Consider the following 13911-nt stretch of genomic DNA (forward strand, 5'->3'; position numbering starts at 1 on the left):
ATAGCATATGAGTGTTCGTGTCAGATTTGCTCCAAGCCCTACAGGAGCTTTGCATATTGGCGGTGTAAGGACGGCCCTGTACAATTATCTATTCGCCAAAAAACATAACGGAACTTTTGTACTCAGAATAGAAGATACGGACCAAAACCGTTTTGTTGACGGTGCAGAGTCTTACATTGAAAACGCTCTTGAATGGGCTGGCATTTCGCCAGACGAAGGAGTAAAAGCAGGTGGAGGTTATGGTCCTTATAAACAGTCTGAAAGGAAAGTAAGATATAAAGCGTTTGCCGATCAACTGATCGCTGAAGACAAGGCTTATATAGCATTTGATACTCCAGAGGAGTTGGACGCTATGAGGGAACGATTGAAAGAAGCGCGCGTAGCTAACCCTCAATACAATGCCATCACTCGGATGCAAATGAGAAATTCATTGACTTTGTCTGCGGAAGAGGTGGACAATTTAATCGCCGAAGGGCATCCTTATGTCGTTCGTATCAAGCTGCCAAGGAATGAAGATGTAAGGTTTAAGGACCTTGTTCGTGGCTGGGTTGTTGTGAATACGGCTACCATGGATGACAAAGTATTGTTAAAATCAGATGGTATGCCAACATATCATCTTGCCAATATTGTTGATGACCACCAAATGGAAATATCCCATGTGATCAGAGGTGAGGAATGGCTTCCGTCCGCTCCATTGCATGTTATGCTTTACGAATATCTGGGTTGGGAAAAGCCAGAATTTGCCCATTTACCACTCCTATTAAAACCTGATGGAAATGGTAAGTTGAGTAAAAGAGCTGCCGACAAATTAGGGTTCCCGATTTTTCCATTGAATTGGGTAGATCCTGCTACAAACGAGCTTTCAAAGGGGTTCAAAGAGGAAGGATATCTATCAGATGCCTTTATCAATTTTCTGGCGCTACTTGGTTGGAACCCTGGTGGTGAAAAAGAAATTTTCTCAATGGATGAGCTTATCGAGCTTTTCAGTTTAGAAAAGATCAATAAGGCTGGTGCAAAATTCGACATCGAAAAAGCAAAGTGGTTCAATGAGCAATACCTGAAGTCAAGGTCTGATGAGGAGCTTGCAAGTGAATTTATGACACTCTTAGGAGAGGGGATTGATGAAAGTAAGGCCATTTCAATTGCAGGTGCCTTGAAAGAACGCGTGACTTTTGTGAAAGATATGATTGTGGCGGGTGGTTTTTTCTTTGCAACTCCTGAATCATATGATGAAAAAACCGTTAGAAAGAAGTGGAATCAACTGGCTGTAGATAAGTTGACTGGATTTGCTTCTCATCTAAAAGGTTTGGAACAGATTGATAGGGAGGAAGCACGTGATGTTTTAATGCGTTATCTTGCAGAGGATGAAACTCCTTTGGGTAGAGTAATGCCAGCATTGCGACTTGCACTTACAGGTCAGGCTGGAGGGCCAGATTTAATGGCCATCATAGAGATATTGGGTCCTGCTGAGGTTGTCAGTAGAATCGAAAGAGCGATAGGCACAATCACATTAAACGATTAACCATGGCAAAGAAGAAGGAACAACAAGAAAAGCCGAAAGTAGCTCCAGAATTGGATGGGCTTGAAGTGAATATAGATTCATTCGGAGAAATACAAAACTCCCTTTCCATTGATAAGATCAATGACTTCTTGAACAAGAACGTTGACGATAAGAAACTCAGAGATCGTGACGATCTTGATGAGATTCAAGGCGAAGAAGAGGAATAACCTCTAGTTTACCCGACTAACGTAGAGACCCTCACCACTAGCTCCATGGACAATGATGGATTCATTACCAACCTGGAGTTTAAGTGCAGATTTTATATTACCACTTGCTCGGTAGTTTGAATCTCTGTTCACCACAAACTCTTGGCTTGACTTGTCAAATGATATAACAAAGCCATGGCTTGCATCATACTGACCTACGGTTACTTCAGTGCCATAGTCATTTCCACTCAAAAGTAAATTGCCATCTGAGGCGACTATCGATTGTAAAGGTGCTATTTGCGTCTCTTTCGGAAGCATAACAGCCTTATACCCGTCTGAAGAGCTTAAGAATACCATGTGATTAAAGGTGTTTGCCTTTAGCACGTAAGCTCCATCACGAATTTCGGGAGGAATAACCTCAGCAAAGGTGGCTTTTGCAAACTCTTCGTGTTTAACATATCTTTTCTTGAAGCGGATGACTTGCTGCTCTAAAGTACTTTTTGAGTGAAGTACGTGCTCTTCTCCACCTATGAAGCAACTCATAATGGCATCAATCATACCATTGTCATCGTAGTCTTTGGCAAAAACACTTATAGGCTGATCAATACTAACATCATACTTCGTATTTTCTCCTAAATTACCGGCAATTATGTCAAGCTTTCCGTCCTCATTGAGATCTTCCAGATAGATTGTTTTCCACCATCCAGTGTAGGTACTTAAGCCCAACGCGTTAGTGGCATTCGTAAATTTTCCTTCCTGCTGTACAAAAACCGTGACGGGCATAAATTCTCCGGCCAGAATCAAGTCAAGGTCATTGTCGTCATCAATGTCCGCCCATTCTGAGGTGGTAACCATACCTACTTTTTGAAGCCCAGAAGAAACTTCTTCAGTAATGTCTGAAAATTTACCTCCATCATTTCTTAAAATATACGAAGTCCCAGGCATTGGGTATTTCTTTGGGTCTAAACGTCCTCCCACAAAAAGATCCGTATCGCCATCGCCATCAAAGTCGGAAGCTGAGACAGAGCCCGAACTCGTCAACATTTCTGGAAGTATACCATCACCCAGGCTGAACTTACCTCTTCCATTGTTAATGTAAATTCTGTCTTGATACTCTGGACTGTCGGCATCAAATTCGTTACTGCCAGAAGCAACATAGAGATCAAGGTCTCCATCTTGATCGAAATCCAAGAAGGTAGCATCGATGTCTTCTGAGTCTATTGATCCGCCTAATGGACTTTTTCTAAATTTTCCATTACTGGTTTGGGTGAAAATGTATCCTGCGTTCCCAGCGGAACCACCAACAAATAAATCTTCCAGTCTATCACCATTTACATCACCTTTTGCTAATGCAGGCCCTGATTGTGATAGTCTATGTGGAAGGAGAGGCTCGAAATAGAAATCCACAAAGTCGTTTTCGGGAGTGATGTGACTTAGTCCGTAATTACTAGCTAGGTTTCCAGAGCTTAAATTGGTTTCATCGATAGCGATTACATTATCTCCGGAATCTCCTACTTCAAAAGTCAGTGTGGCATTTAAAGTTGCTGCCTTTGTTTCAGATTGCCCATTCGGCCATATAACTGTGACCTCTGCTGGTGATAAGTTCTCTCCAAAACCAAAATAAATTTCTGATGTGACATTGGAGAGGTAGCCACGGGTTTTGGATTGGTAGTGAGTTCGCTTTACACCTCCCTGTTCCACGATGATTTTGGCACCAATACCATCGGGATTCTCTTTGGTACCCTTCAGTCTTACCTTTAAGTAGTTGGGTTTGATTTCCTGCTGTTCCAAACGATTTTCATAGACATAGGCATGGTCATCGATATTGGAAATCACTATGTCTAGATCGCCATCTTGGTCTAGATCGGCATAGGCCATTCCATTGGACCAGGTAGGTGCTGAAAGTCCCCAATCGGTGGTGACATCTGTAAAAGTTAAGTCTCCATTGTAGGCGTAAGCATAGTTTGGAAGCTTTAGATCGTTGGTTTTTTTGACAATGGCTAATGCCACCTCATCAGGGTCTTCTCCTTTTCCTTTGGCAATTTCCAGCTGCTCACTAATGTAGTTTCGAAAATCCCAATCAGTGACGTTTCTTCTAAAGCCGTTGGTAATGATCAGGTCTTTGTTTCCGTTCGCATCATAATCCGCGAAGACGGGAGCCCAACTCCAGTCGGTCTCATTGATGCCAGCAAACTGACCTATCTCTGAAAATCCCTTTTCCCCCTGATTCATTTGTAACGTATTTCGCATATACTGCGGGGTATAACCTTCTTTGATAGAAAGGTTATAGAAGTCGTAATGCATTGGACCGAGAATCTTCTTCTGTCGATAGTTGTCCTCGGGCATCATATCCACTTGAACCACATCAGGTAACAAGTCATTGTTGAAGTCCTGAACATCTACACCCATCCCAAAATGGCTGGTATGCTTTAGATATGCTTTTGACATGTCACTAAATGTTCCATCCTGATTATTGATGTAGACGATATCATCGAATAGGAAATCATTACTTATGTAAAGATCGGGATAGAGGTCATTATTTAAATCATTCACAGCAACTCCTAGTCCATAACCCTCGATGAGAATTCCTGCTTCCAAGGTGACATCAGTAAAAGTGTTGTCTCCATTATTTCGGTAAAGCCTGTCGTTGGAAAGCCCCGTACCATCAACGATCTTTTTGTTGACCATTTTTAAATCGGTACCCTCATTATTACCATAGGTTAAAAGGTACATGTCCAGATCTCCATCCAGATCATAGTCAAAGAATGCAGAATGTGTTGAGTGGCCATTGTCATTCAGTCCGTAAGCCTTGGCTTGTTCAGAGAAAGTCAGGTCACCATTATTAATAAAAAGTAAGTTTTCCCTTTTGGTACTGTCAGGGTTCGATACGGCAATATAAATGTCATTAAAGCCATCAGCATTGATGTCAACGATTGAGACACCATTACACCATGCCTCTGTTTCAACACCAGCCTCTTCTGTGATATCATCGAATTTCAAACCCCCTTTATTCAAGTAAAGCTTGCTTGACACAAAATTTCCAGTGAAAAAGACATCCTCGAGACCGTCATTGTTCAAGTCGCCTATCGCCACTCCAGCACCATTATAGATGGGTGCAAAACTAAGGAGGTTAATCTCTCTGTTTTCGCGCATTTCATTGTTAAAGCGAATGCCAGACTCTCTTGGGCTTAACAATTTGAAAAGCCCATCATTTTGCTCTGGCTCGCTGCAAGAAATGAAGATGATGGCCAATGAAAAAAAAGTGGCTAATCTTAATAATGACTTATTCATGTTCACTATGATTCATCTGATCGTTTCCCTTAAAAAAATCTAGGCTTGTGCGTGATCGGCTTACAATTTCGTCATTTGCTTCGACTATCTCTATACTTTGATTGACAGGGATATTTCGAAAGGCTTGTTTTGAATTTGCTACAGGCCAGGTGATCTCCAATAAATCAATTGATTGGGCATCTCCAAGACCAATTTCTAAAGCGTAACTGTTACCTCCAAAGCTTGCTCCATTTGATACTGTTCTATAAAGGTGCTGACCCTTAGAGGTAACCAAATGTACTCTGGCGCCTATGGCTTTCTTATTCGATATTGTACCTGTTAGATGAAGGTTGATCCAGGACTTATTTTCATTCGGATTGACCAACAACTGGTTTTGATAAATGTCTCCTTCGTGGGCCCCGCCCATGGTAATATAGATATCGTGATCGCCATCGTTATCCATGTCCCCCCAACTGATGCCATGGCCTTTTTGGATGTTTGAAAAACCTCCGGCAAAGCTTACCTCTTCGAAAAAGTTGCCTTCCACATTGCGGAACATCCTGTTTGGGATAATGCTCTCGAAATTCGGATCTCCGGTGCCAAAATAAAGATCGAGGTAGCCATCATTGTCCAAATCACCATAATTGAATCCCATACCATAAATGGATTTTAGGAACCCAGTAGTTTCTGTAACATCAGTGAATGATCCATCACCATTGTTTCTGTAAAGTTTTGGTAGGGCGGCTGTTGGCGAATTACCTTGTAGCTCAAAAGTGACTTCGTGTGCTAGTGGGTTATTGCTTGTAGTGTATGCCGATACAAACAAGTCATCAAAACCATCATTGTTATAATCCATTGAGCCAGTGGAGAAACTGACAAAGGGCTCTGTCAGATTTAAGGTCTTCGCTTGATCGGCAAACTTCAGGTTACCTTGGTTGATCATGAGCATATTATCTCCCCCCATGATTGAAATGTAAATATCGTCCAGACCATCATTGTTAGCATCTAAAGCCGTAACGCCTTTTATCAGCTCTTCAAATTCCAGCCCAGCCTCTGCTGCCAGGTTTTTGAAAGTCCCGTCCTTCTGGTTCACGTAAAACTCTGAGGCATGAACTTTTCCTCGAGCAGCTCGGCCGATAACCCCTTTTGCGGTGGTCTCATTTCCTATAAATACATCTACCCAGCCATCTTGATTAAAGTCTCTCCAAACCGCGGTTTGTGTAGGGTGAAATGAGAGCAAGCCAGCTTTTTCTGTAACATCCGTAAAGGTACCATCACCATTATTCTTGAGTAAAGAATTGGGGTGTTGACCCCACTGGCCAAACCACCCTCCCCTGAGGATGAATAGATCTACAAACCCATCATTATTGTAGTCGGTTTGCATACAGTTTAAGCCTCCAAACAGGCCAGATACACCTGAAGAAACAGTTTGATCAGAAAAGGTGCCATCACCATTGTTAAAGAATATCTTCAATTGATCCTTCTCGGTTACACCGCTTGACGAAGCGACTATATCAAGGAAACCATCATTGTTAAGGTCTTCTACGATGGATCCTCCTGAAATCCCTTTGGAAGCTATTCCAAGATTAGGAGCAAGGTCAACAAATGCCTTCAGGGTACTATTGTTATCCTCAAATGCATCAGGGGCGATCAGATACTCTGAAGGTACATTTTGTGGGTATTCTCCAATAGTTTGATAGCAAATATTTAATAGCCATACCAACTCAAGATCATCAGGATAATCGACTAGTAGGGGTTCGATAATATCAATGGCAGATTGGGAACCCAGCTTCAATTGGTGAACACCATTATCAGTGATGGGTAAAATACAGGAGGCCGATGTGTGATTGATAAGGCAGTTCTGCTGTTCTCCCAGGCGGATGTAGGACAAGGCTTCAAGCCTTTTGAAAAAGTAATTCCATTGTTGGTCAAGTTTTTGACCCGCGCCCGAGATTTCAGCATTGAATCGATCTACTTCTTCAATGGCTTTTTCCGTAAAACCACTGTTAAGGACTTCACGGATGTACCAATAGCTAAATGAAACGTACTCCTGAAAGTTATCTTTCTTGAATTGGCGCATGGAGTCTAAAACTGCAGCGCGCTTCTCGTTGAAATAGTAGGTGATTTCTGCAGGCTTGACTTGGCTATGCCGGGCAGCTAGCAAAGAAACCATGTATTCATTTTGCTCAACAGCGGTTTTAGTCTCCTCAGAATCACATGCTTGCATTAGGAATACTATCGACAATAGTACGACTAGTTGCTTTCCCCCCATGGGGTCAAATATAGCTAAAAAATCCACCGTGAATGTCTCTCAGAGGCCTTAAGTGAACCTTTTTGGGACGTGTTAGTCTGAATCATTCATTTCCAGCACCACTCTCCAGATAGTGCCTAGCAGCATCAGCGTAAAGCCGATCACGAGCATACCCGACCGAATGTTAAAATCTATGGGGTAGAAAAGTTTTAAAAGGAAAGCTAAAAGCACTAGAGATAGGCCTAAAAAAGCGATCCGTGTAACGATTTTGATCTTCATAGTCCAGAAGCCTTTCTTTTGATGAGCATAGGGAAAATTGCAGGTACACTTTTCTTGTAATCGATATAGGCCTGCCCAAATTTTTGGATCAATTTCTTCTCTTCCAGATGAATGCCAATAGGCAAGTAAATGGCCAATGCTAAAAGTGTGACAAAGCTCGAAAGCAATGGGTTGTATATGAAATACCCCAGAAAGATGAGAACAGTACCAGAATAGAGTGGATGTCTCACCTTTCGCTGTAGGCCGTCTATAACCAATTTTTGATCTTCTGGCTCGGTTTTAAAACCAAGAAAAACACCCGTGCTATATGCTCGAAAGGCTCTTTTGATAATGAAAATACCCAGGGTTGCCATCATCAGGCCAATATAGAAATGAGTGGGTGTCGGAACCATTAGTAGTGGGCTTGGAATAATAGCACCAACGAGTAAAACCAACCCAATAATCAATAGCGAAACTAAATTGTAAAGCAGGCGATAAGTCTTGGGTTTTAGTCCAATTCTTGCCTTGACTTTTGGCAATAGCAAAGCACTGTGGAGGGTGTAAAACACTGCCCAGCCCAAGAATAATATGCTATGATCAAGCCACATGGTCGCAATGATAAGGATATTTTTTATGTTTAATGGTCAGTAGCATTATGAATAGAATCGACCGCCTTACCGCCATTCTTATACAGCTTCAATCCAAGAAGGTTGTCACTGCCAAAGAGATCGCTGATCGATTTGAAATAAGCCTAAGAACAGTTTATCGTGATGTTCGTGCGCTTGAAGAAGCAGGCGTTCCTCTGGGTGCAGAAGCAGGCACTGGTTACTTTTTATTAGATGGCTACCACCTTCCTCCTGTGATGTTTTCGCAAGAAGAGGCCAACGCCCTGGTATTGGGAGCAAAACTTATCGAAGAACAAACAGATAGTTCGATCAAAAAGCATTTCAACGAGGCCATGTACAAAATCAAAAGCGTTTTGAAAAACGATGAAAAGGAAGGTTTAGAAAAACTAGAGTCTCAGATTAGAGTGGAAAGCATACCGAAACAACAGAGTGAAGATTTTCCGAATAATTTTCTGGCAACTATTCAGAATGCTTTGATAGAGCAACGGGTGCTGAGTTTCAAATACTTTTCAAACTATACCGGAGACTTTAATGATCGGCAAGTGGAACCTATTGGTTTGACGTACTATGGAGGCAATTGGCACTTGTTGGCTTATTGCAGGCTGCGAAAGGCAGCCAGAGACTTCAGGGTTGATCGCTTGGTGAAACTGACAATGCTCGATGAAAATTATGAGCTTAAGTCAGACCAGATCGATCGTTTCATGCAAGACTTGATGCGAGGCACGGAGTTGTCAGAAGTGGTGATTAACATTGAAAGATCAGTGGCTGTCCTTATTTCAAATCAAAAGTTCTATCAAGGCTTTGTCAGTGAAGTTGAAAAGGAAGGAAGAATAGAAATGAAGTTCTTGGTACCAGGGCTCGATTACTTCTCAAGATGGCTAGTTTCATTGGGAGACTCGGTTGAAATATTGGAACCAGAAAGTCTCAAGTCCATCATGATCGAACGGGCTGAGGAATTGGCTAAGCACTACAAGTCATAATTAGAAGAAATTTTTCGAATTCATTTTTCCTACTGACATAGGGCTGTCACTAGGGTGCTCTTAATTGCTTCCAAAATCAAAATTATGAATATGGTAGCATTAGAAAAACTCGATTTAACAAAACACTATCCGGAATACTATAAGGCAAAAGCAAAACCTCAATTAGTCAATCTTGAACCGTACAATTACATCACAATATCAGGAATTTCGGCCCCCGAAGCCCCCCTTTTCACGGAATCGCTTGAGAAGCTATATGCCTTAGCCTATGGCATTAAGTTCATCTGCAAAGCAAATGAGTTAGACTTTGTAGTTCCCAAAATGGAAGGCTTCTGGTGGGTAGATGGAAAATTGCCTTTCGAGGAAACCCCCAGAAATGATTGGCACTGGAAAATTATGTTCAGAATGCCCGACTTTGTTGGTGAGACAGAGTACCGAGCGGGATTAGAAAGTCTTTTAGAGAAGCAGAAGATTTCAGAAGGCCATGGAATCGTCTTTGAAGAAATCCACGAAGGCCTTTCGGCTCAAATACTTCACATCGGATCTTATGACAATGAGACGGCCTCTTTAGAAAAGCTCTATGCTTTTATCAAGCAGGAGGGTTTTGAGATTGCAGGGTATCATCACGAGATCTACTTGAGTGATCCTAGAAAAGTAGCTGAAGAGAAGCTTCGGACAATCTTGCGCTACGCGATTCGATAATAAATAAATCCTAACTTCATGATGAGCACCAAAGCATACGGCTTTGGTGTTTTTATTTATTCCTGCGATGACTATTTTCACCGACCAACCGAATCTACATCGCAGTCAAATGCCTCAAATCAACCCAAAGCAATTATTTAAAACGGCCCAGGAAATCCTGACTGAGAATACCTGGGAAGGCAGATATACAGTGCCTAGTCCCAATTTGTATCCTTATCAATGGAACTGGGATTCTGGGTTTGTCGCTATGGGTTTTGCCCACTTTGATGCGCAAAGAGCAATGCTGGAGTTGGAAAGCCTCTTTGAAGGTCAGTGGGAAAATGGCATGTTGCCTCACATTATTTTTCATAGCAAAAAGCGAGAGGGTTACTTTCCTGGTCCTTCGTATTGGGAGTCAAACAAGGTGCCTGGTGCACCTAAAGCAGTAGATACTTCAGGAATTACACAGCCCCCCGTTCATGGCTTTATCCTTGAGAAAATTTTCAACCTACATCGTAACTCTGAGGAGGTCAGAGGTTTTGTCAAAGCATTTTTCCCTAAGGTTCTTCAATTACACAGATACCTTTATGAATACCGTGATCCACAGAGTGAAGGCCTTGCCTTCATTTTCCATCCTTGGGCATCTGGTCGTGATAATTCTCCACTTTGGGATGATTTAGTAAAGACAATCCCTATCAAGCCGGGAGATATCCCTCCTTACAAACGATATGACAATCTAAAAGCTGATCCTTCAGAAAGACCTTCAGATAGAGATTATGACATCTATGTTTATCTAATGGAACTAGGCAAGAGGCATCAGTATAATGGAAAAGCCATTGCTAAAGAGTCCCCTTTTTTGGTGCAGGATACTTTGTTCAATGCAATGCTCATTCGTTCAAACGAGGCCCTAATGAATCTGGGTGCTGAGCTTGGAATCAATACGCGAGAGATACAGGATTGGAACACACAGAGTAGGAAATCTTTTGAGGACAAGTTATGGGTAGAAGCATTGGGTACATATGCTCCATATGATCTTCAAAATGAAAAGCATATAGCCCTAAGAGAGATTGGAGCCTATACGGCACTCTATGCAGGGGTGCCTTCGAATGAAAGAGCCGAAGTGCTCAAAGAATATATAGAAACGTTGGCCGATCGACCTGAAGGCTTTAGAGTGATGCCCAGTTTTGATCCGGACCATTGGATCTTCAACCCGAGAAAGTACTGGAAAGGTCCCATCTGGCCTCAAATGAACTGGCTCGTGTACCAAGGCTTAGATCGTTATGGATTCAAAGGGACTGCAAATCATGTAAAATCGGATTTTTTAGATTTAGTTGATAAATTAGGTTTTCACGAATACTTCGACCCCAGAAAATCTGTCGCGGATCAATTGGAACATGGTTATGGAGGAGACCATTTTTCTTGGACCGCAGCGGTCGTTTTAGACTTTATCGCTAATTCATGAATTTCCTCGACTACGCAGTTGTCATCATTTACATTGGTGGCTTTCTATACCTCGGCTATCGCTTTAAGAATCAATCAGACAAAAATGACTATTACCTGGGAGGCAGAAGTTTTGGCTGGTTTCCCTTGGCAATGAGTACTGCCGCAACCCAATTGTCAGCGGTTAGTTTCATTTCAGCTCCTGCCTTCGTTGGCTTGAAACAGGGTGGAGGTATGATATGGCTTACTTACGAGTTTGCAGTACCTCTTGCTATGATTTTCTTGATGGTAGTGCTCGTGCCTACCTTTTATAAGTCGGGTATTGTGTCTGTTTATGAGTTTCTGGAGAGAAGATTCGATAGCAGTACACGGGTGCTGTTAAGTGTGGTTTTTCAGGTGAGTCGTGCGTTCGGCACTGGTGTGATGATATACACAGTGGCCATCATTTTGGAGAGCGTCATGGGTATACCTATGTGGCAAAGCATCGTGCTTATTGGTATTGTCACTATGATTTATTCCCTGCAGGGTGGAATGAAAGCCGTGGTGTATGGCGACATGTTACAAATGATCATCCTCTTTGTGGGAATCATAGTATGTCTTGGCTTTGGACTTCATTACCTCGGGGGTTGGGGTAACTTCCTGGATAAAGTCGACACTGAAAGACTTACTGCGGTTGATTTTTCTTCCTTCGGATTTAGTGGCGATGAGTTTGGCTTTTGGCCGATGTTAGTGGGCGGGTTCTTTCTATATGCCTCTTATTATGGAACGGATCAAAGCCAAGTGCAGCGCCTCCTTTCTGCCAGTAGTGAAAAGACGATGAGACAGACCTTGCTTGCTAATGGCGTGATGCGCTTTCCGATCACGCTGGCTTACTGTATCATGGGGCTTGTTATTGGTACATTGGCTTTATCCCAAACTGACTTTATTTCTTTGATTCCCGGTGACAAACCCGACCGGATGATTCCAATTTTCATCAGGGATTACTTACCAAATGGTGTGATAGGTATTCTCATCGTTGCTATTTTTTCTGCCGCTATGTCTTCTTTAAGCTCAGCTATAAATTCATTAAGCGCTGCCTCTGTAGAGGATTTATTTGCGCGTGGAAAGAATTTGGATGAGGGCAAGTATATGAAGCTCTCCAAGTTTACAGCATTGTTTTGGGGAGCGGTTTGTGTAGTGATTGCCTTCTTTGTAGGGGATATTGCGGATACGGTTATCGAGGCGATTAACAAAGTGGGGTCGGTGTCCTTCGGACCAATACTCGCCATTTTTGTTGCAGCGATTCTAGTCAAAAAGATAAATGGTCTTGGTGCTAATGCTGGTTTGTTGACAGGAGTTGGGCTCAATGTTTATTTGTGGCTTGCTGTGCCGGATATCTTTTGGTTTTGGTGGAATGCTATAGGTGCAGTTGTAGCCTTTGTAGTGGCTTATCTGGTAAGTGTACTGAAACCAGGATCATCAGGTGAAGGGATTTCTATTGAACCTATAAACTTCCGGCAGAAGAGTGTTTATGCACTTTTGGGCTTCTTTGTGCTCATAGTGGTTATATCCGTCCTGTTTCCTTACTTTTTCTAGTCTATGCAAATACTGGTTTGCCCCGACAAGTTTAAAGGCTCCTTGACTGCGAAAGAAGTATGTAAGGCTATAGACAAGGGGCTGAAAAGTTTTGACCCATCGATAGAAACTATTCTACTTCCTTTAGCCGATGGTGGAGAAGGGACACTTGATGTTTTGGAATCAGCCTTATCGATAGATCGCGTAGCGTTGACAGTAAGCGATCCATTGTTCAGGCCCATTGATGCTTATTATCTTAGAGATGGATCAAGAGCATTTATTGAAATGGCTTTGGCTTCGGGTTTACAAATACTGAATGAGTCAGAGAAAAATCCATTGAATACCACCACCTATGGAACTGGAGAAATGATCAGGCATGCGCTAGATCATGGTGCTGAAGAGATATTTCTGTTGATTGGCGGAAGTGCCACCAATGATGGAGGCATTGGTATGGCCGAGGCTTTGGGTTATGAATTTGAGACGGGGACTGATGTTGAATTTCGATCAGTTGGTGGAAGCTTAGCAGATATAGTAGCTATAAACCAAAGCAATAGACACCATCGAATCGACAAGGTGCAATTCACAGTTTTATCAGATGTTAAAAATGTACTGCTTGGTGCGGAAGGAGCGGCTTACATTTATGGCGCCCAGAAAGGGGCGGATGGCGAGGCAATAGAACAGTTGGATTACGGGTTGACTAACCTTGCCAATCTTTTGAACAACGAAAATGAAAATCAAGAAGGCTCAGGAGCGGCAGGCGGTTTGGGTTATGGCGCTATGTCCTTTCTTGATGCGAAAGTGCAATCAGGAATTGACACCATTCTGGAGATTGTAAACTTCGATGAGAATTCAAAAGATGTGGATTTGGTCATCACCGGAGAAGGTAAACTTGACGGCCAATCATTGGAAGGGAAGGTTATCTCTGGCGTTATCAAGGTTTGTCAAAAAGAATATATACCAATTGGTATAATTTGTGGTTTTGTGGAAGAAGAAACTCGAGAATTACTGCGAGGACAAGTATTTGACATTCAAAGTCTACTGACGAGTGACATCACCTTAGCTTACGCACTGGAAAACGCAGGTGAATTGACTGAGAGCAGGGTACTTGACCTGATTCAGAATTTCAAAACCCGTAAACCTTGAATCG

Annotated in this window: 11 protein-coding genes; 7 read left to right on the plus strand and 4 right to left on the minus strand. The window is 42.4% G+C overall.

The genetic code is table 11. The features are described 5' to 3' along the window. The first annotated feature begins 7 nt into the window (after positions 1-7). Together gltX and BFP97_RS17220 are read left to right on the plus strand one after the other, a co-directional pair. On the plus strand, positions 8-1522 hold the full coding sequence (gene gltX, locus BFP97_RS17215) for a glutamate--tRNA ligase (protein WP_069843607.1): 1515 nt from the start codon (positions 8-10) through the stop codon (positions 1520-1522). A gap of 2 nt (positions 1523-1524) precedes the next feature. Continuing rightward, positions 1525-1728 (plus strand): hypothetical protein, encoded by a 204-nt coding sequence (locus BFP97_RS17220; protein WP_069843608.1) that lies wholly within the window; start codon positions 1525-1527, stop codon positions 1726-1728. A gap of 3 nt (positions 1729-1731) precedes the next feature. Here BFP97_RS17220 and BFP97_RS17225 read toward each other — a convergent pair whose 3' ends face one another. From BFP97_RS17225 to BFP97_RS17240, 4 genes are all read right to left on the minus strand, one after another. Next, positions 1732-4998: a VCBS repeat-containing protein gene (locus BFP97_RS17225; protein WP_069843609.1), complete on the minus strand. Its 3267-nt coding sequence runs from the start codon at positions 4996-4998 to the stop codon at positions 1732-1734. After that, positions 4991-7204 (minus strand): CRTAC1 family protein, encoded by a 2214-nt coding sequence (locus tag BFP97_RS17230; protein WP_170827498.1) that lies wholly within the window; start codon positions 7202-7204, stop codon positions 4991-4993. The genes BFP97_RS17225 and BFP97_RS17230 overlap by 8 nt, the downstream gene beginning before the upstream one ends. 117 nt (positions 7205-7321) lie before the next feature. Beyond that, positions 7322-7507 (minus strand): hypothetical protein, encoded by a 186-nt coding sequence (locus BFP97_RS17235; protein ID WP_069843611.1) that lies wholly within the window; start codon positions 7505-7507, stop codon positions 7322-7324. After that, the gene (locus tag BFP97_RS17240; protein ID WP_069843612.1) at positions 7504-8094 is read right to left on the minus strand and encodes a methyltransferase family protein; all 591 of its coding nucleotides are present in this window, start codon (positions 8092-8094) and stop codon (positions 7504-7506) included. Before BFP97_RS17240 ends, BFP97_RS17235 begins: the two co-directional genes overlap by 4 nt. Before the next feature lie 47 nt (positions 8095-8141). On the opposite strand from BFP97_RS17240, the gene BFP97_RS17245 reads away from it, so the two are divergent. The 5 genes from BFP97_RS17245 to BFP97_RS17265 all read left to right on the plus strand — a co-directional run bounded on the left by BFP97_RS17245 (position 8142) and on the right by BFP97_RS17265 (position 13907). Beyond that, positions 8142-9092 (plus strand): helix-turn-helix transcriptional regulator, encoded by a 951-nt coding sequence (locus tag BFP97_RS17245; protein WP_069843613.1) that lies wholly within the window; start codon positions 8142-8144, stop codon positions 9090-9092. A 90-nt stretch (positions 9093-9182) separates the two neighbouring features. After that, the gene (locus tag BFP97_RS17250; protein ID WP_170827499.1) at positions 9183-9791 is read left to right on the plus strand and encodes a GyrI-like domain-containing protein; all 609 of its coding nucleotides are present in this window, start codon (positions 9183-9185) and stop codon (positions 9789-9791) included. A 46-nt stretch (positions 9792-9837) separates the two neighbouring features. After that, positions 9838-11232, plus strand: a complete 1395-nt coding sequence (locus tag BFP97_RS17255) for an MGH1-like glycoside hydrolase domain-containing protein (RefSeq protein ID WP_255399564.1) — start codon at positions 9838-9840, stop codon at positions 11230-11232. After that, positions 11229-12785, plus strand: a complete 1557-nt coding sequence (locus BFP97_RS17260) for a sodium:solute symporter (protein ID WP_069843615.1) — start codon at positions 11229-11231, stop codon at positions 12783-12785. Before BFP97_RS17255 ends, BFP97_RS17260 begins: the two co-directional genes overlap by 4 nt. 3 nt (positions 12786-12788) lie before the next feature. Beyond that, positions 12789-13907, plus strand: coding sequence for a glycerate kinase (locus BFP97_RS17265; RefSeq protein ID WP_069843616.1), 1119 nt, complete (start codon positions 12789-12791; stop codon positions 13905-13907). Positions 13908-13911: the final 4 nt, after the last annotated feature.

The organism is Roseivirga sp. 4D4, from assembly GCF_001747095.1.
GTDB lineage: Bacteria > Bacteroidota > Bacteroidia > Cytophagales > Cyclobacteriaceae > Roseivirga.